General features: G+C 55.4%; 15 protein-coding genes. 3 read left to right on the forward strand and 12 right to left on the reverse strand.

The features are described from left to right. The first annotated feature begins 170 nt into the window (after positions 1 to 170). The gene (locus tag QN378_RS07635) at positions 171 to 893 is read left to right on the forward strand and encodes a FadR/GntR family transcriptional regulator (RefSeq protein ID WP_323551122.1); all 723 of its coding nucleotides are present in this window, start codon (positions 171 to 173) and stop codon (positions 891 to 893) included. A 91-nt stretch (positions 894 to 984) separates the two neighbouring features. Here the strand turns inward: QN378_RS07635 and QN378_RS07640 are convergent, their stop codons facing one another. The 4 genes from QN378_RS07640 to QN378_RS07655 form a co-directional block, all read right to left on the reverse strand. Beyond that, a complete protein-coding gene (locus QN378_RS07640; RefSeq protein WP_322201796.1) occupies positions 985 to 3,372 on the reverse strand; it encodes an RND family transporter in 2,388 nt (795 codons plus the stop codon). Between the two features lie 23 nt (positions 3,373 to 3,395). After that, positions 3,396 to 4,481: a WD40/YVTN/BNR-like repeat-containing protein gene (locus QN378_RS07645; RefSeq protein ID WP_323551121.1), complete on the reverse strand. Its 1,086-nt coding sequence runs from the start codon at positions 4,479 to 4,481 to the stop codon at positions 3,396 to 3,398. Between the two features lie 248 nt (positions 4,482 to 4,729). After that, on the reverse strand, positions 4,730 to 6,061 hold the full coding sequence (locus tag QN378_RS07650; protein WP_323550708.1) for an ATP-binding protein: 1,332 nt from the start codon (positions 6,059 to 6,061) through the stop codon (positions 4,730 to 4,732). Beyond that, positions 6,058 to 6,768: a response regulator gene (locus tag QN378_RS07655; protein WP_323550707.1), complete on the reverse strand. Its 711-nt coding sequence runs from the start codon at positions 6,766 to 6,768 to the stop codon at positions 6,058 to 6,060. The genes QN378_RS07650 and QN378_RS07655 overlap by 4 nt, the downstream gene beginning before the upstream one ends. Positions 6,769 to 6,935: 167 nt before the next feature. On the opposite strand from QN378_RS07655, the gene QN378_RS07660 reads away from it, so the two are divergent. Then, entirely contained in the window at positions 6,936 to 7,778 is an 843-nt protein-coding gene (locus QN378_RS07660; protein ID WP_323550706.1) for a VacJ family lipoprotein, read from the forward strand. A 41-nt stretch (positions 7,779 to 7,819) separates the two neighbouring features. On the opposite strand, the gene pepN is transcribed toward QN378_RS07660, so the two are convergent. From pepN to QN378_RS07690, 6 genes are read right to left on the reverse strand one after another with little or no spacing between them, the layout of a single operon-like run. Then, the gene (pepN, locus tag QN378_RS07665; protein ID WP_323550705.1) at positions 7,820 to 10,477 is read right to left on the reverse strand and encodes an aminopeptidase N; all 2,658 of its coding nucleotides are present in this window, start codon (positions 10,475 to 10,477) and stop codon (positions 7,820 to 7,822) included. Between the two features lie 56 nt (positions 10,478 to 10,533). After that, positions 10,534 to 11,364: a DUF2797 domain-containing protein gene (locus tag QN378_RS07670; RefSeq protein WP_322201783.1), complete on the reverse strand. Its 831-nt coding sequence runs from the start codon at positions 11,362 to 11,364 to the stop codon at positions 10,534 to 10,536. After that, positions 11,361 to 11,621 carry a YeaC family protein gene (locus tag QN378_RS07675; protein ID WP_322201781.1) on the reverse strand — a complete coding sequence of 87 codons (261 nt, stop codon included), beginning with the start codon at positions 11,619 to 11,621 and terminating at the stop codon, positions 11,361 to 11,363. Before QN378_RS07675 ends, QN378_RS07670 begins: the two co-directional genes overlap by 4 nt. A 27-nt stretch (positions 11,622 to 11,648) precedes the next feature. Beyond that, a complete protein-coding gene (locus QN378_RS07680; RefSeq protein ID WP_323550704.1) occupies positions 11,649 to 12,509 on the reverse strand; it encodes a rhomboid family intramembrane serine protease in 861 nt (286 codons plus the stop codon). After that, positions 12,506 to 13,477 (reverse strand): metallophosphoesterase, encoded by a 972-nt coding sequence (locus QN378_RS07685; RefSeq protein ID WP_322201777.1) that lies wholly within the window; start codon positions 13,475 to 13,477, stop codon positions 12,506 to 12,508. Before QN378_RS07685 ends, QN378_RS07680 begins: the two co-directional genes overlap by 4 nt. After that, entirely contained in the window at positions 13,477 to 14,367 is an 891-nt protein-coding gene (locus tag QN378_RS07690) for an NAD(+) kinase (protein ID WP_322201775.1), read from the reverse strand. Before QN378_RS07690 ends, QN378_RS07685 begins: the two co-directional genes overlap by 1 nt. Before the next feature lie 171 nt (positions 14,368 to 14,538). On the opposite strand from QN378_RS07690, the gene QN378_RS07695 reads away from it, so the two are divergent. Beyond that, the gene (locus tag QN378_RS07695) at positions 14,539 to 15,519 is read left to right on the forward strand and encodes a DUF1853 family protein (RefSeq protein WP_323550703.1); all 981 of its coding nucleotides are present in this window, start codon (positions 14,539 to 14,541) and stop codon (positions 15,517 to 15,519) included. Positions 15,520 to 15,584: 65 nt separating this feature from the next. Here QN378_RS07695 and QN378_RS07700 read toward each other — a convergent pair whose 3' ends face one another. Both QN378_RS07700 and QN378_RS07705 read right to left on the reverse strand, forming a co-directional pair. Further along, entirely contained in the window at positions 15,585 to 16,802 is a 1,218-nt protein-coding gene (locus QN378_RS07700) for an MFS transporter (protein WP_322201771.1), read from the reverse strand. An 84-nt stretch (positions 16,803 to 16,886) separates the two neighbouring features. Beyond that, positions 16,887 to 18,233 carry an MFS transporter gene (locus QN378_RS07705; protein WP_322201769.1) on the reverse strand — a complete coding sequence of 449 codons (1,347 nt, stop codon included), beginning with the start codon at positions 18,231 to 18,233 and terminating at the stop codon, positions 16,887 to 16,889. Between the last annotated feature and the right edge of the window lie 248 nt (positions 18,234 to 18,481).

An 18,481-nucleotide genomic window follows, 5' to 3' on the forward strand; every position in this document is an offset into this window, starting at 1 on the left:
GAATATTTACCCATGAAAAACACCCCGGTAGTTGGATGGGTGTCCAACATTTGGGGCGCAGTTCACTCTGTGGGAGCGAATTCATTCGCGAAGAGGCCATCAGCCCCACCACATAAGGGGCGCAATGTTATGATCCGCCGCATTCACGACTCAGGATCAACACGTCCCCCATGGATTACCGTAAGCCCTCAGCCCGCAAAAGCATGCACGCCCGTATCGTTCAGGAAGTCGGCATGCAGATTGTCTCCGGTCGCTTTAAGCCCGACGACAAACTGCCGGCTGAAGCGACCTTGTGCGAAGAATATGCGGTCAGCCGGCCAGTGCTGCGTGAGGCCACGCGGGTATTGGTTGCCAAAGGCCTGGTGTATTCCCGGCCTCGGGTCGGCACGGTGGTCAAACCGCGCCGTGAATGGCATTTGCTCGACCCGGACGTGTTGCACTGGGTCATGCAAAGCACGCCACAAAATGAGTTCTTCGCCCTGCTGACCAGCGTGCGCAGCATCATTGAGCCCGCCGCCGCCGCCCTTGCCGCCCAACATGCAACGGACGATGACATCGCGTCGATCAGCGAAGCATTCCAGCGTATGGACGCTGCAAGTACCCCTGAAGAGTTGTTACAGCCTGACCTGGATTTCCACAGCCGAATCGCCGACGCCACTCACAACGACCTGCTCGCCCACTTGAGCAACATGTTGTCGCTGGCCCTGCGCGAAGCATTGAAGCACTCCAATCAGCGACCTAACTTGCATGAGTTGGCGATGCCGCGTCACAAAGCGATCCTCACTGCCATCGAAAACCGCGATGCCCTCGCCGCAAAGCACGCAACGCTGGTGCAGTTGGATGATGCGCAATTTGCACTAAAGCTGGTGTTGGGGCGGGAAAACCAGGGTTAATCTGCGAAACCCAATAGCCCCATTCGCAGGCAAGCCTGCCCCACAAAGACTACGCTGTGGGAGCAGGCTTGCTTGCGAAGCGTTGAATCACTCAGTGGGAAAACAAAGAGTGCCCTACTTGCCCAGCCATTTTCTCCGGTCTGAGCAAGAACCGAGCGATGGCCGGTAACAGCCATAAGGCACCGAACATGTTCCACAGCAACATAAAGGTCAGCATCAGACCCATGTCGGCCTGGAACTTGATTGCTGAGAAAATCCAGGTACAAACACCAATTGCAAGGCACAAACCAGTGAACAGCACCGCTTTACCGGTAGATTTCAGCGTCTGGTAATACGCCTCTTGCAGCGGTAGGCCGGCACGAAGGAAGGTTTCCAGTCGGCTGTAGATATAAATCCCGTAGTCAACGCCAATCCCCACCCCAAGCGCCACCACCGGCAGCGTCGCCACCTTGACGCCAATGCCCATGAACGCCATCAGTGCATTGCCCAGTACCGACGTCAGAACCAACGGCAAGATGATGCACAAGGTCGCAGCCCATGAACGGAAAGTGATCATGCACATGGTCGCTACACAAACGTATACCAAAATCAGAATCGTCAGCTCAGACTCTTTGATCACTTCGTTGGTCGCTGCTTCAATCCCGGCGTTACCCGCCGCCAGTTGGAATTGCAGACCGTCCTTGTCATTTTGCTGAGCGAAGTCCTTAACCGCATTTACAACCCGGTCAAGGGTTTCGGCTTTATGGTCGTTAAGGAACACGAGTAGCGGTGCCAGCGAACAGTCGCTGTTATACAGGCTATCGGCTCGGGCAATGGAGTTGTTCAGCACATCCTTATTGCGCGATAAGGATTCCCATTTCAGGTTGCCCTCATTCATGCCTTTGATCATCTGCTTAGACACCGTCACCAAAGAGATCGCCGACTGTACGCCGGGGGTGTTCTCCATCTTCCAGGTCAGCTCGTTGATCGCCGACATCGTGGGATAAGCCGAACAGCCTTCAGGTGGCGTCTTGACCATTACCACCAATACGTCGGAGCTGGTGGAGTAATTGTTGATGATAAAACGGTTGTCCTTGTTGTAACGCGAATCCGGGCGCAGCTCCGGCGCGCCCTGGTCAAGGTCACCAATTTTAAGGTTCTGGCTATACCAAAGGCCGCCGCCAAAGGCCAGCAGCGCCAGAACAATCGATACCCGAGCAACTTTCGGATTGGCAAAGTTCGACAGCAAACGCCAAAACTTATGCTCACGCACTGCATCCTCTTTACTGCGACTGATCGCCTTCCTGCTGATCCCGACGTAGGAAATGGCCACTGGCAGCAGGATCAAATTGGTGAAGACAATGACGGCCACTCCAATTGACGCGCCAATGGCCAACTCATGGATTACCCCGATGTTGATAATCAACAACGTAATAAACCCCACGGCGTCTGCAAGGATCGCGATCATCCCTGGGAGGAACAATTGACGGAACGTCCTTCGCGCGGCCATCAAAGAGTTTTCGGCCTCGCTGGATTGCAGCGCAATGCCGTTGATTTTCTGTACCCCGTGGGAGATACCAATGGCAAAGATCAGGAACGGCACAAGCATTGAATACGGGTCCAAACCGAAGCCGACCAGGTGCATCAAACCTAGTTGCCAGACCACCGCAATCAAGGTGGTACTCAATACCGCGACGGTACTTCGCACGCAGCGAGTAAACCAGATCAGCGCCACGAGGGTAATCATGAACGCTACACCAAAGAACATCACTACCATGACCAGACCATCGATCAGGTCGCCAACTTTTTTTGCAAAGCCGACGATATGTACCTTCACATTCGGGTTTTGCGCCTGAAACTTGTCGCGAACTTTCTCTTCGAGCTGATGGGACAGTTGCCGGTAATCAAGGGCAAGCAATTTACCTTGGTCTTGTGGGTCAGGGTACGACTCCAATAGCGGAATTTCGACCACACTGGATTTAAAATCGTTGGATACCAAACGCCCGACTTGACCGGACTTGAGTACGTTGTTGCGCAGTAAATCAAGGCTGTCTTCAGAACCGTTGTAGCTTTGAGGGATGACTTCACCGCCGGCAAAACCCTCTTCGGTCACCTCGGTCCAGCGCACGTTAGGGCTCCACAACGACTTCATCCCAGAACGATCAACGCCTGGAATGTAAAACACTTCGTCGTTGATCTGACGCAAAGTTTCCATGTACTCCTTGGTGAAAATATCGCCCTTCACCGCTTCCACGGAAATCCGCACGGTGTTGCCCATGTTGGCCAAGTCGTGGCGGTGCTCAAGCATCTTCTGAATAAACGGATGCTCCAGCGGAATCATTTTTTCGAAGCTGGTCGAAGGCCTCACCAGTGTCGCTTGGTAGAACAGGAAAATACTAACCACCAGGCAGATAAAGATCACCGCAGGGCGATGGTTGAAAATCAGATTCTCAAGACGAGTGGGTTTAGTTTGAGGCGTCAGTGGTTGGTGATTGGTCATAAAAATTCTCGCCTTAATAGGTCTTATTGTTGGACCAGCTCAGCGCCGGTGGGCGAGGTGATGTGGACGCCGCCTTGCCCTACCAGGATCAGATCGCCTTTGTCATTAACGGTCACACCTGCAAGGGAAATTCGATCAGAACGGTTGGTTACCACGAACGTCTGTCCATCATCGCTACTGCGCATGACGCTGCCGCCATTGCCTACCAGCACCAGCGAATCATCGGGTAACAAGGACGCCCCCGACAGGCCAAATTCCAGCGGGCCACGGGCGCCTTTCAAACCAATAGGGGTCCAAGTGTCACCGAAGTTGGTAGAGCGCAGTAAGTTACCGCGCAAACCGTAAGCCAACAGCGTTGCAGGTTTAGCAGTGGCGATAACGCCAAACAGCGAACCCTGATACGGACTTTGCACCCGCTCCCAGGTCTGGCCGTCGTCGGCGGAGCGAAACATGCAGCCTTGTTCGCCAACGATGAATAAGCCGGAGTCCTTCACGTAAGTGATGCCGTTGTAGTGATACTGGTCTTGGTTGTCGATGCGGTCGCTGACATCAGCCCAATGTGCGCCGCCATCGGTAGTGGTCAGCAATGCACCATACGCGCCTACGGCAAATCCGGTGTTGATGTCTTTGAACCAAAGATCCAACAGCGGCGCCTCACGTTTGAGGTCTTCGAACTGTTTGGTCCAGGTGACGCCGCCGTCGATGCTGGCAAGGATCTGTGCATCATGGCCGACTGCCCAGCCATGTTTGTCGTCGGCAAAATAGACAGCCGTTAATAACTGACGGCTTGGCACTGTGGCTTGGGTCCAGGTTTTGCCCTGGTCATCGGAGTACAAAATATGCCCCCGGTCACCCACTGTTACCAGACGCGCGCCAGCGTGAGTAATACCGAGTAATAGGCTACGAGAAGATCGGGATGACAGGATGGATATCTCGGGGTTTTGAGCAGCGGCTTGCGCCGCGTATACAGGCGTGCAAAACACAAACACCGAGAGTACGCCGAGTACACACAACGCTGCCGCCAGGGACGTGCCTTTGTGTAACGTCAATGGGGGGCACAACGCCAACGCCCCATCGAGCTGGGTGCGCCGGCTCACAGGCTCACTCATAGACTATTCCCCTTCTTATTGTTATTAGGTCGACCTTCAAGTGCGCTGAGTAAACAGCTGCAAGCGCTCTAGGAGCACCCTTTCGGAAGCAGGCCTATCCTATCCAGCTTTAGAAACGTATGACAATCGACATGACGTTATCTTTTGTTAAGCCGATACGGCGTGATTATGAGGTATTCGTTTGATTGATGAGCGATAAGCGCTGCCAGAGACAGTGATCCGCAGGAGTCGTTTACTGAGCCAGCCGGTTACTGCTTGGGCAACGAGGCCCGTGCTATCGTGCCGCCTTCGAGCCGACGATAAAGACGTAACTCCCCGCCATGCTCCAGAACAATCGCCCGAGCTGCCGACAGACCCAGCCCGACACCGCCGGTGTTGCGATTACGTGAAGCCTCCAGTCTAAAAAACGGCTCGAAGACCTTCTCAAGCAGCGCTTGGGGAATACCCGGTCCACTGTCAGTCACCTCAATGATGATCGACGTCTCAGACTGAGTCAGGTCGATACGTGGCGCTACTGCATATTTGATCGTATTTTCCAACAAGTTAGTGACGACCCGTTTGATACCCAACGGGCGGCCGAAATAAACCTGTTTGCTGGGGCCGGAAAAATCTACTGTCACACCCTGATCGCGGTAGTCATCAATGAGAGTTTGAATCAATTCGGAAAGATCGAAAGCGGTGGCAGTCTCAAGCCGGGCATCATCGCGAAAAAACTCCAAGGCCGAGGTGATCATCGACTGCATTTCATCTACATCACGAAAAAGTTTGCGCTGTTGCTCCTCATCTTCAATGAACTCGCCGCGCAACCGCATGCGGGTCAGTGGCGCCCTTAAATCATGGGAAATGGCTGCGAGCATCTGAGTTCGATCAGTGACGAAATGCCGAATCTGCGCCTGCATGGCATTGAACGCAATGATGGCTTGGCGTATTTCGTAGGGCCCTTCGGGGGTGATGGCAGGGGAGTGAAAATCACCACCGAAACGTTTGGCAGCATGAGCAAAACGCCTCAATGGAGCGGCCAGTCGACGAGTAGCAAACCAAGCCACTGACAACGCGGCGATCAAACCCAGCAGCCCCAGCACGGCGTTGCGTGCAGTTTGAGATAGACCCCACGTGCGCTCCGGCGCGACAAATGCCAACCAAGTCGCATCAGTTAACTGTACGGCGAGCATGTAGTGGGGTAGGGAATCGCCTTTTGGCCAATCTTGAGGTCCGTAGGCCTCTACTCGACGTTGCGGCGAACTCGTTAGTCGCTGAATCACAATAGCGTCAGTGAATTGAACCCCGGTTTTAAGTGGCGCTCCGATACTCGCGTGTTGCGCGTACCAACTGACGGTGAACAGCGGATTGCTCGCGGCGCTGGCTAATTTTGGGCGTAATTGGACTGGGGCGGCATCAATGATACGGGTGATGGCAGCGGCTTGATCTAGCAATCCGATCTGTTCCAGCGACGGACGCGACCAGACCCCAGCGGCTTGGATAAACAGTGCGTAGAGCCCAAGCGACGCGATCATGGCTGCCGCAATGGTGAGTGCAATCCAGCTCACTATCGTGTCTTGAGAACCGTGGGGTTTGCTCATTGGCGGCTCACACTGGCGGTGAAGATATAACCGCCATTGCGCACGGTGCGGATGATGTCCGGGCGTTTGCTGTCGGGTTCGATCTTGCGGCGCAAGCGGCTGACCTGCACATCAATACTGCGATCGAAGGCCTCATGGGAATGTCCCCGGGCAAGATCGAGTAATTGCTCTCGAGTCAAGATGCGTTGCGGATGGTCTACAAATACTCGCAGCAAATCAAATTCGCCTCCTAAAAGCGGAACCATGACGCCTTCGGTTGAACGCAGCTCTCGTCGAGTGACGTCAAGTTGCCAACTACCAAACAAAATCAATGGACGCACGTCAACTGCCAAGCGCACGGGTTGATCCGCCATACGCCTTTGCACTGAGCGCAAACGGGCCAACAGCTCGCGGGGGTCAAACGGTTTGGTCAAATAATCATCGGCGCCCAGCTCCAAGCCGATGATTCGATCACTGACCTCACTCATGGCGGTTAGCATGACCACCGGCGTGTTTGATTCAGCACGGATTTTCTGGCACAGACTCAGACCGCCCTCTCCCGGTAACATCACGTCCAGCACGATGATGTCAGGGCGTTCGTTCTTAATCGCCACCCACATGGCCACACCATCACACGCGACCGCCACTTCGTATGCGTGCTTAACGAAAAACCTTTTCAGCAGGTCGAGGATTTCGACGTCATCGTCGACGATCAGGAGTTTGCTCACGAGGGTCCAGTCAGGGCTATTAACGAGCCCTAATCTAAGTCAATTGGAGGGCTCGGTCATATATTTCAATTCCGTAATAATCATTCCGTTATGGCATAAACGGGACATATTCCAGCAAGGTCCGGTAGCCATTCTTGGGTGAACGCCATCCACTGGAAAATACCGCCATGCAGTCAGCACTCAGACGTATAAAATCCCGAAAAAACCCGGAAAATACCTGGAGAGCGCCACTTCAGATCGTTGGTCTATTATTGGGAGCGGGGATTCTGGGCGCCTGCACTCAACTACCGACAGAAGTGCCGTGCGACGAACTGAATTATCAGGTCAACGATCCAGGCGCTTCGGTCAACCGCAAAGTCTTTGCTTTCAATAAGGGGGTTGATACCTACGCCTTAAAACCAGTTGCTCATGGGTATAAGCGTCTGCCTGAGCTGGTTCAACATGGCGTCCACAACTTTACCTCGAACTTCGGCGAGCCTAAGGTGTTTATCAATGACGTGCTTCAAGGCAACATTCGCCGCTCGGCAAATACGTTGCAGCGTTTTGTGGTGAACAGCACGGTGGGTGTGCTGGGCTTGATGGACGTTGCCACCGGCTGGGATCGTCCTTACCATGAAGCGGATTTTGGGCAGACGTTTGGCGTGTGGGGTTTGCGTAGCGGGCCAACAGTGGAGCTTCCCCTATTTGGTTCTTCAAACGTGAGGGACAGCGTGGGAAAAGTCGCCAATTTTGTGCTGGACCCTTTTGGCAATGTTAATAGCAGCACCTACAGCACCTTAAGTACCGTGAACACCGTGGGTGATATCGTCGACGGACGTGCACGAGCACTACCACTGACAGACAAGCTGGAGCTGTCGCCCGACTACTACAGTGCGTTACGAGATAAAAAAGGAGAGCATCGCAGCGCACTCGTACTTGAAGGCAAGCAGGGCGCCGTTACCCATTCAACTTTGGCACAGCGCTGTCTGATCTCCCCGGAAGATGCCGATGCGGCGAAAGGTGCGCTGTAACTTTGCCGCGCACCCGGTCCCCTATAGCTATCCGCACACCATCAAGCCAGGCTTTTGCTCACCACCTCATACACATCGCTCGACAGTTCGCCTGACGCACGGATGCGTTCCAGCTCACCTTTCATTAACGCCTGACGTTTGCTGTCGTATTTACGCCAGCGCGTCAACGGCGCCAATTGGCGCGAGGCGATCTGTGGGTTGAACGCGTTCAACTCAATCACCAAGTCCGCAAGGAAGCGATAACCCGAACCGTCTGCCGCGTGAAAGTTGATCAGGTTTTGGCCGGCAAACGCGCCGACCACCGAGCGAACCTTGTTCGGATTTTTCATGTTGAACGCAGGGTGCTTCATCAGCGCACGCACTCGTTCCAAACCGCCCGGCAAGGTGCTGCCAGCCTGGACGCTGAACCATTGATCCATGACCAACGGGTTGTCTTTGAAATTTTCCGCAAAGGTCGCCAGCGCCTTGGCTTTTTCTTCAGCGAAAGGTGAGTTGACCAACACTGCCAAGGCCGTCAGGCGCTCAGTCATGTTGTCGCTGGTCTCGAACTGCTCAAGACACGCCGCCAATACCTCAGGCTTACCGCTGAGCATCAGGTACGACAGCGCAATATTTTGCAGACCGCGACGGGCGAAATGCTCGGCTTCGGCGATATAGGCCGTGGTCTTCGACAGCGTACGATTCGCGTGATAACGCTTCCACAAGCCATCGAACAGCAAGGTCGCCAATTGCTTGCGGGCGAACTCACGGGCGGCGTGGATGGCGTCGACGTCAGCAATTTCGCTTATTTCAGTGAGATAAGCCTCACCCGGCAATGACAGCATTTCTGCGACCATGGCCTGATCCAGTTGATCGTTGGCCAACAAGCTGCTCAGCGCCGTAACCAAGCGCTGATCGAGCACCAAGTCCTGACCTTTTTGATACTGGCCGATCAATTCTTGCAACACCTGTACCGACAGTTGCTGACCGGCGTCCCAACGATTGAAGCCATCGCTGTCGTGCTGCATCAAGAACATCAGTTGGTCGCGGTTGTACGGAAAACTCATTTTCACCGGCGCCGAGAAACCCCGCAGCAACGATGGCAGAGGCTGTTCAGCGATGTCGGCAAAGGTAAACGTCTGCTCCGCTTCGGTGACCGAGATCACCCGGGTGGTGCTGCCAGCGGCGGCTTCGTCTGACAAGCGCAATGGCAATTCATTACCGGCAGCGTCCAACAAGCCCAGCGCTACGGGAATCACGAACGGCAGCTTTTCCTGCTTGTCCGGGGTTTGCGGGCAGCTTTGGCGGAAGGTCAGGCTGTAGGTGCTTGCCGCGCTGTCGTATGACTCGCTGACCGCCAAGCGTGGCGTCCCTGCTTGGCTGTACCAGCGTTTGAATTGAGTCAGGTCGACGCCGTTGGCGTCTTCCATGGCGGCAATGAAGTCGTCACAGGTCACGGCCTGGCCGTCATGGCGTTCAAAATACAGGTCGCTGCCCTTGCGGAAGCCTTCGGCGCCGACCAAGGTCTGGATCATGCGGACCACTTCCGAGCCCTTCTCATACACCGTCAAGGTGTAGAAGTTGGAGATCTCGATGAAGTTGTCCGGGCGTACAGCATGGGCCATAGGTCCCGCGTCTTCGGCGAACTGATGGGTGCGCAGATACGCCACATCCTCGATACGCTTGACCGTACGCGAGTTCATGTCTGCCGAGAAGGCTGAATCGCGGAACACCGTGAAGCCTTCTTTGAGCGACAACTGAAACCAGTCGCGGCAGGTCACGCGGTTGCCCGACCAATTGTGGAAATATTCGTGGGCAACAATCGCTTCGACCCGCTGGTGAGCGGCATCGGTGGCGGTTTCGGCGCGGGCCAAAACGGCGCTGGAGTTGAAGATATTGAGGCCCTTGTTCTCCATGGCGCCCATATTGAAATCGTTGACCGCAACGATCATAAAGATGTCCAGATCGTATTCACGACCGTAGGTTTCTTCGTCCCAGCGCATGGATTTTTTCAGGCTGTTCATGGCGTGCTGGCATTTGTCGATGTTCTCTGGCTCGACGTAAATCCGCAGCGTCACTTCACGATTGCTCATGGTGGTGAAGGTGTCTTCGACGCACCACAAATCACCGGCAACCAGCGCAAACAGGTACGCCGGTTTCATGAACGGGTCTTCCCAGGTCGCCCAATGCCGGTCGCCGTCTTCCGGGCCGCTGGCAATCGGGTTGCCGTTGGACAACAGCACCGGGAAGCTGTGCTTTTCGGCGCTGAGGGTAGTGGTGAATTTGCTCATCACGTCCGGGCGGTCGAGGTAATAGGTGATCTTGCGAAAGCCTTCGGCCTCGCATTGGGTGCAAAACATGCCGCTGGATTTATACAGCCCTTCCAGCGCCGTGTTGGTTTCCGGGTGGATGCGCACGGTGGTGTCGAGGGTGAACTGCTCGGCGTTCGGCTGCACCGTCAGGTTATCGGGCGTCAGCAGGTAATCGGTGGGGCTAAGCTCGGTGTCATTAAGCTTGAGGATCACCAGCTCTAGCAATTGCCCGTCCAGCACCAGCGGCGGCAGGCCGGCACCACGCGCCGGGTTGCGGCGCATGATCAGTTGAGCATGGACCAGCGTGTGGTCATCGAACAACTCGAAGGTCAGGTGCGTCTCATCAATGAGGTACTCAGGCGCCTGATAGTCTTTCAGGTAAATCATTTTCGGTTGTTCTGTGCGCATGCTGGAATCCCCTTACTGGTGCGCGTCCTTGGGAGACGTGCCTAGTGATTCAAAGTCTAGTGATGCACGGCCAGTTGGTATGCCGTGTATTTGCGAATGTTGATTACACCGGTATCGAAGATCAGGTATTGGCCCTTGATCCCCAGCAGCGTGCCTTCAGCAATTGGGTTTTTATCCAGGTTAAAGCTGACGATTTTGGTTGGATATGCTTCGACTGGGTAACGAATATCAGTGGGTTCTACGTCATGGAGTAGTTGGATAGCCTGTAGGCCAAATCGTTCTTGCAGGCCCAACAAGCCTTCACGGCAAGACTCGAAAAGTTGCTGACGAACTGCTCTCAGATCAACGGGCAACGCATCGCCTTTGAGCAATGCACGCCAGTTAGTGCGGTCGGCGACTTGGCTGCGAAACAGGTCTTCGACGAAACCGGACTGTTGCCGGGTCGCCACACGGGCGATGGGTAACCCTTGGATTGCGCCTTGGTCTAGCCAACGGGTCGGTAACTGAGTTGCGCGAGTAATACCGACTTTGACCCCGGAGGAGTTGGCCAAATACACCACGTGGTCGGTCATGCAGAACTGTTCGCCCCACGCCGGATCACGGCAGGTGCCATGTTCGTGGTGACATTTTTCCGGGGCCATGATGCACACGTCACACTGGGCCAGTTTGATCATGCAGGGGTAGCAATACCCTTGACTGAAACTGGTTTTGGTCTTGCGTCCGCAATGGCTGCAATGGATCGCACCCAGATATTCCAGGCGCACCGTTTTCCCAATCATTGGATTGACTGGAATGTTCGTATCACCCAGACGAAAACCGTACTGCACGGTCGGCGCGTCAAGGCGCACCGACATTTTGTTAACTGCACCACGACCGATTTCGATCAATGGACGGAATCCGACTTGAACAGGATGTTCGGTACGGTAATGGACTTGGACGCACACTCCTGCGCACCCATGTAGCCAGTGCGTTGATCTTCTGGCAGGTTCTGCAATTCCCAGGCGATTAGTGCCTGCAAGGACAACTCGCGCTGCTCTTGGGACAACTTGCGGCCATCGGACCATTTGCCAATCTCTACAGCCAATTTCAGGCTTTCGTAGATATCCGGGGTAATGTTTTCAATCATTTCGACGAAAGAGGACATAGCACTCTCCAAAGTAGGTGCGCGATTTTAGCGATTACGACGGGCGAACACACCGCCCAATAGACCTGTAACACAACCGATGATCAGTCCACCGACATGGGCACCGTTGGCAATGGCACCAAAGCCCAGCATGCTGACCAGGCCCGAAATACACAGCAACAGCCAGATCAGCATCATCACCAGCACGCCACGTGGCAGCCGATAAATCGGGTTCGGCGCCAGCATCTGGTAGATCCAGCAATGACCGAGTAAGGCGTAAAGAACGCCCGACAGACCACCAAACAAACTTGGTCCGCTGTACCAATATTGCGCGTAGTTGGACACCGCGCTGAACACCAGAGTCAGGCCGAGCAAGTTCCAACTGCCCTGACGCAACTCGATCCGCCGTCCTAACTCCCAGAACCACATACCGTTCATGGCCAAGTGCAGGACGCCAAAGTGCAACAGCATCGGCGTCACAATGCGCCACCACTGTCCGGCTGCCAGACTATCGGCCACCGGCGTGAACTGGCCTTGAAGGTTGAACTCCTGAAAGGTCAGCCAGCTGAGACTTTCAAGATTTTCACCAAACAGGGTAATGCCCGCGACAATCAAGCTCAGCAGCAGCACCAGCGTCGTAACTGGGCTATTGCGCAATTGCTGAACGATGCCGGGCCGGGCCAAAGTCGTACCTTGTTCGGGCACCGGCAGTTCAAAAGACGGATCGCCTTCAGGAAACCGCTGATACAGCGAGCGGATGTCGTCGGCCAATTGAGGATCAAGCACCCACAGCACTTGCTCAGTGCCGTCTTCACTGACGCGATGGGGCACGCGCAAGCGCTGCAGCAAACTGACAAACCCACTTAAATCGGTGGTCAATGGCAAACGAAATACGGCAACAGCACTCATTGCGAAGCCTCGGGACGTTCGACGTCGACCCAAACAAACTTATGCGGGTCGATTTGGGTTTCTTGGTCCAGCCGATAGGCGACCAACTTGCCGTAAAGCACGGCGCTGTAATCCAGACAGGCCAGGTTCGGCCTTATGGGCGCGGGATGGCCGCTGCGCCAGTAGTGGCCGACAAATAACATTGGCTCGGCACTGCCATAGCGCAGCAAGGCACTTTTTTCGGTAGAAGTTAACGGCGTTTTTGCCACCAACTCAGGCAGTGCATCCGGTTGGAACACTACGTCGCCATAGGTTTGCGGATCGTCTTCCCAGAATTTGGTGCGGAAGAAGGCGCGGGTCAAGCCATCACCACCGGTCAGCGTCAGGCCGTGGGGCAAGCGCATATCGGTGCCACGCAACAAACGATCAAAGACATTGCTGGCGAAACTTCCCGCTTCTGCGGAGGCCTGAACAAAAGCCTGGTCGATACAACCATGGCTGTGCAGTGCACGCAGCGGTTCAATCAGCTCCGCATCCCAGCAGGCGTGAACCATGCGAAAGCGCCCAGCGTCGATGAACAGCGGCAATTTATAGAACCAGGCGAGAAAGTCCTGCCATTCCGCCGGGTGCTGCTCGAACTGGCTCAGAGTTTCACCTAATAACCGAGCATGACGCGGAGTATGTTCGCGCACGAATTGCTTATCGGTTCCAGGCAGCGCTGGCGTACTCCAACCCAACGCATTGAATTCGTGGTTACCCATGATGCAGCGCGCCTGACCGGCCTCGACCATGCCGCGGACGATATGCAGCGCTTCACGAATTCTGGGTCCGCGATCAATAATGTCGCCCAGGAATAGAGCGATACGTTCAGGATGGCGCCACACCCCGCCCTTAAAACGGTAACCGAGGGTGTCAAGCAAGTGCTCAAGCGTATGAGCGCAGCCGTGCACGTCACCGATCAGGTCATAGCCACGCGCGGGATCGAGCATCAATCGCCTCCACCACCGAGCCGGCTGCCCCAGCCAAGCTTGGTGCGGCAGACTTCGTAATAGTTATGGTCCAGAGGATGGATCAAGCGCAGTTTTTGCGGTTTTTTACTGACGGTAATGGTGTCGCCGGGCGCGCAGCTAAAGTGGTTCTGCCCATCACAGGAGACCTGGGGATAAATCTGCATGTTTTTCGAGACGACGATTTTCAACTCGCTGTTGCCGTCCACCACGATGGGCCTCCCCGATAAGGTGTGGGGGTACATTGGCACGATGACAATGGCGTCGAGTTTGGGGTGCATGATCGGGCCGCCAGCAGACAAAGCATAGGCAGTCGAGCCGGTGGGCGTAGCAACGATCAAGCCGTCGGCCTTTTGGCTACAGACGAACTGACCGTCGATGTACAACTCGAACTCGATCATGCGCGTCGATTTGCCGGGGTGGAGCACCACATCGTTTAACGCATCGCCTTGACCAATGGCTTCGCCATGACGCCGGACTTCTGCTTGTAACAAGAAGCGGTTTTCCACCAAGTAGTGGCCGTCTAAGACTTCGGCGACTTTCACTTCCAACTCGTCGGGACGAATGTCGGTGAGGAAACCCAAGCTGCCTCGGTTGATCCCCAGCACCGGCACGTTATGTCGCGCTAACGCGCGCGCGGCGCCTAGCAGGCTGCCATCACCGCCGACGACAATCACCATGTCGCAGACTTCCCCAAGCATTTTGCGCGTCGATGTTTGCAAACCATGGCCCGGCAAGACTTCGGCGATAGTGTCCTCGAGGATCACATGCATGTGCCGTTCAAGCAGAAACGCCTTCAAGCGGCGCACGGTATCCAGCACCTGCGAACTGCCGAGGCGACCAATGATGCCGATATTGCGAAATTGCTCCATGGGGCTCCTGCGAAATTCCATGCGACTCAAAGAGATCGATTATGGGTGAAAGGCTGGGCCAGCGGCAAACCAACAAAAATATTTGTCCTACTCCTTGGGCGCAGTTCACGCTGTGGGAGCGAATTTATTCACGAAGGCGCCAGCCAGAGCAACACCAGCTATTCTCGCACCATGACTTTGTTTCCAAGCTTACTCGACCTCCCCCCCCAACTGCGCCACCCTGAAGTGCGCGATTTGGCGTGGGTGATCCTCGCGCCACCGATGCTCAGCCAGACGCCTTGGCCTCAACGCAATCCGTTGACCGCCAGCGATTGGGTGCAGGCCCCGCAACACCTCGCCGATTGGCTCTTGCGCCTTGATCAGGACGGCGATCCCCTCAATCATTGGCTGGCATTGGGCGCAACCCGGCGTTTGGGCCTGTATTACGAACGTCTCTGGCAGTTTGCCGTGCATCAAGCCCCCGGCGTTGAACTGATAACGGCCAACCTCCCGATTCGTGTGGCCGGGCAAACGCTGGGTGAGTTGGACATGCTGCTGCGCGACGCTGATGGCGTACATCACGTGGAATTGGCGATCAAACTCTATTTGGGGCCGCAAGCAGGCAATGGCAAGGACCCGGCGCAATGGCTGGGGCCAGGTTGTCACGACCGACTGGACCGTAAGCTGGCGCATTTGAGTGAGCATCAACTGCCTATTTCGGCGCGACCGGAAAGTCGACAGGCGTTAGCCAAGCTGGGTATCACGCACTTCAGCGCAGAGCTGTGGCTCGGTGGATACCTGCTTTATCCATGGCCCGGTCACGCGCAACCGCCGGTTGGGGCGCATCTTCAGCATTTGCACGGGCGATGGCTTCATCAGCGCGATTGGCTGGCGTTTATTGCACAAAGCCCGGTCGGCCGCTGGCAGCCCCTGCCGCGTCACGCCTGGCTGGCACCTGCCCATTATAGCGACGACCAGACGTGGCAAAACCATCAGCTTGACGCTTGGCTCAGGCAACTCGACCCCATGGCCCCGGCGCAACTGATGGTGAGATTGAGCGAAAATCCAGCAGGCGAGTGGGAAGAAGCGGAACGTCTGTTCCTGGTCTCGGATAAATGGCCGAACCTTGGGGACATAACTAACAACCGCAATTTAGGGGCGTTGGAGCTTTAACGCCGGTCACACGCGAGAACTGCGCCGCCATCGCGAGCAAGCTCTAAAGATGGACCCATGTGAATTTACCCATGCTTGGTTTTGGGCAAAAACACGGTAAATATACCCAGCAACGGCAGGAATGAGCACAACGTATACACATAAATAATCCCGTGGGCGTCTGCCAAGTAACCCAGTAGCGCAGCGCCAATACCGCCGAAACCGAACATCAGGCCGAAGAACACCCCGGCGATCATACCGACGTTGCCCGGTACCAATTCCTGTGCGAAAACGACGATGGCAGAAAACGCGGATGCCAGGATAAAGCCAATGATCACGCTCAACACGGTAGTCCAGAACTGGTCCGCGTACGGCAGCACCAACGTAAAAGGTGCCACTCCGAGAATCGAAAACCAGATTACGGTCTTTCGTCCCACCTTGTCGCCGATAGGGCCACCAAAAAACGTACCCGCTGCCACAGCTCCTAGGAATAAGAACAAGTGCAGCTGTGAGCTTTCCACCGACAGGCTGAATTTCTCGATCAGGTAAAACGTGAAATAACTGGTGAAGCTCGCCATGTAGAAATACTTGGAGAACACCAAAAATCCAAGTACCACCAACGCTGCTATCACACGATTTTTCGATAAGCCGTGGGTGGCTTTTTGTCCGGCTTTAAGCTTGAACAAGTTCAAATGCGCCTTGTACCAACGGCTGATGGCATAAAGCAAACCTATAGCAAACACCGCGATTAGCCCGAACCAGGCGATATGACCCTGACCAAAAGGAATGATGATCGCTGCGGCCAATAACGGCCCGAACGCTGAGCCCGTGTTACCCCCCACTTGAAAGGTTGATTGCGCCAGACCAAAACGACCACCCGAGGCCAATCGAGCAATACGCGACGCCTCGGGGTGGAAGGTTGAAGAACCAATACCGATCAGTGCTGACGCCAGCAAAATCAGTGGAAAGCTACCAACCATCGACAGCATCAAAATACCCAGCAGAGTGCAGAGAGAACCTGCTGGCAACAGCAGCGGATTCGGATGGCGATCCGTGTAATAACCGACCCACGGCTGCAACAGCGACGCAGTCAGCTGAAATGTTAGCGTAATCAAACCAACCTGGCTGAAGCTGAGACCGTAGTTCGCTTTAAGCATCGGGTAGATCGACGGCAGCACCGACTGAATCAAGTCATTAATCAGGTGCGCCAACGCCACCGCACCAATAATGCGCATTACAAGTGGGTTGCTCTGCGTTGAGACCACAGGAGGTATTGCGCTCGACTGCGCGTTTGTGAGAGCCATGAAGTTCATCCGTCTAAATGGACCTGCGCGTTGCAAAGCCTGCAAAACGGGTCATCCGCGCTTGGGGCGCCAATGTGCCATTTTTTAACGCATTGATGCCATTTTTTGTTGCGGCGGTTGATCTTCTTCACACTCCGGCCCATGCAAGGAAATTTTCGACGTTTCAGGTAAGGCCATCCCGCCAATCAATGCAATCACGCTGACCACCATCAGGTAAAACGCCGGAGATAAATTACTGCCCGTCGAGGTAATCAACCATGTTGCCATCAACGGCGCGGTGCCGCCGAAGATCGTGTAGGCCAGATTGTAGGTAATCGCCGATGCGGTGTATCGGGCACGGGTAGGAAATGTCTCTGACAGCAGGGCCGCTGTGACCACACCACACAACACCGCGCCGACGGCCAGCAGCATCACGCCGACAATCGAGGCGATGAACGATCCCGAACTGGCCATCAAAAACGCGGGATATACCACCACCAGCAACAGCACGCTCGCACTGGCTATGGTTGCGCGACGCCCTACCCGGTCAGAAAACGCACCCGCCAATGGACAAATGGCTGCCGCAAAAACCAAGGCAATCACCGACACCAGTAACGCCGAAGCACGGCTAAGTCCGCCTGCGACCTGCAAGTAGGTGGCGAAATACGTGGTGAACATATAGAACGACAACGCCGTCAGCGAGACGAACGCCCCCAGGCAACAAATCGCGGCGCCGTGGGTCTTCAGGGTTTCACGTAACGGCGAGTGAGTCACGGCGTGTTCGTTAGTGACGGCTTTAAACGCCGGGGTTTCATCCAGTTTCCAGCGCAGGTACAAACCCACCAGGCCCAGCGGCGCGGCGAGGAGGAACGGCAAACGCCAGCCCCAACTGCTCATGGCTTCTAACGACAGCGAAGATTCCAGCGCGTAAGCCACTACTGCCGCGCAGGCGAAGGAGGAAAACGTCGACACCGGAATAAAGCTGCCGTACCACGCACGTTCGGTGCGCGGCGCGTGCTCCATCAAGTAAGCGCAAGCACCGGCATATTCGCCACCGGCAGAAAACCCCTGAACACAGCGAATAATGGTCAACAGCACCGGCGCCATGACGCCGATAGCAGCGTAACTCGGCAGCATACCGATCAACGTCGTGGCGCCAGCCATTAACAAGATGGTCAGGGCCAAGGTTTTTTTACGCCCCACTCGGTCACCGAGCATGCCAAAAAAGATGCCGCCCAAGGGCCTAAACGCAAAGGCCACGGCAAACACTGCAAAGGTTTTCAGCAGGGCCGCGCCAGGATCGCCGCTGGGGAAAAACTGCTGGGCAATGGTCGTTGCCAAAAAACCATACACGGCGAAGTCGAACCATTCGACAAAGTTGCCAATGGCCGCCGCACAGATCACACGTCTCAAGGTGGCAGGGTCTACCCGCGTCATTGCTTGGGTTGTCATGCTGGCCTCGGCGCGCTCGTTAGGAAGGTATCGATTATCGGGATCACGTTGGGAGGGGCTGATCTGAAACTGCCCTCCACATGTCAAACACCGACCCGATGCAGGTCAATGTCCGCAGGATTCGTGCCATCGGCGGGCGGAGAGGAAGTGCCGACACTAGGTGTAGGCCTTTTCCCAAAGGCTGTCCGGGGGATTGAGGCGACATTGCATATCCATGGCTGCGCGCTTTCGAACTGCAAGGAACGCGC

The organism is Pseudomonas sp. 10S5, from assembly GCF_035019745.1.
GTDB lineage: Bacteria > Pseudomonadota > Gammaproteobacteria > Pseudomonadales > Pseudomonadaceae > Aquipseudomonas.

Bases quoted from the DNA above. Each gene is read 5' to 3' on its own strand.
- QN378_RS07635 (WP_323551122.1), top strand. From the start codon at position 171: ATGGATTACCGTAAGCCCTCAGCCCGCAAAAGCATGCACGCCCGTATC.
- QN378_RS07640 (WP_322201796.1), bottom strand. From the start codon at position 3,372: ATGACCAATCACCAACCACTGACGCCTCAAACTAAACCCACTCGTCTT.
- QN378_RS07645 (WP_323551121.1), bottom strand. From the start codon at position 4,481: ATGAGTGAGCCTGTGAGCCGGCGCACCCAGCTCGATGGGGCGTTGGCG.
- QN378_RS07650 (WP_323550708.1), bottom strand. From the start codon at position 6,061: ATGAGCAAACCCCACGGTTCTCAAGACACGATAGTGAGCTGGATTGCA.
- QN378_RS07660 (WP_323550706.1), top strand. From the start codon at position 6,936: ATGCAGTCAGCACTCAGACGTATAAAATCCCGAAAAAACCCGGAAAAT.
- pepN (WP_323550705.1), bottom strand. From the start codon at position 10,477: ATGCGCACAGAACAACCGAAAATGATTTACCTGAAAGACTATCAGGCG.
- QN378_RS07675 (WP_322201781.1), bottom strand. From the start codon at position 11,621: ATGTCCTCTTTCGTCGAAATGATTGAAAACATTACCCCGGATATCTAC.
- QN378_RS07680 (WP_323550704.1), bottom strand. From the start codon at position 12,509: ATGAGTGCTGTTGCCGTATTTCGTTTGCCATTGACCACCGATTTAAGT.
- QN378_RS07685 (WP_322201777.1), bottom strand. From the start codon at position 13,477: ATGCTCGATCCCGCGCGTGGCTATGACCTGATCGGTGACGTGCACGGC.
- QN378_RS07690 (WP_322201775.1), bottom strand. From the start codon at position 14,367: ATGGAGCAATTTCGCAATATCGGCATCATTGGTCGCCTCGGCAGTTCG.
- QN378_RS07695 (WP_323550703.1), top strand. From the start codon at position 14,539: ATGACTTTGTTTCCAAGCTTACTCGACCTCCCCCCCCAACTGCGCCAC.
- QN378_RS07700 (WP_322201771.1), bottom strand. From the start codon at position 16,802: ATGGCTCTCACAAACGCGCAGTCGAGCGCAATACCTCCTGTGGTCTCA.
- QN378_RS07705 (WP_322201769.1), bottom strand. From the start codon at position 18,233: ATGACAACCCAAGCAATGACGCGGGTAGACCCTGCCACCTTGAGACGT.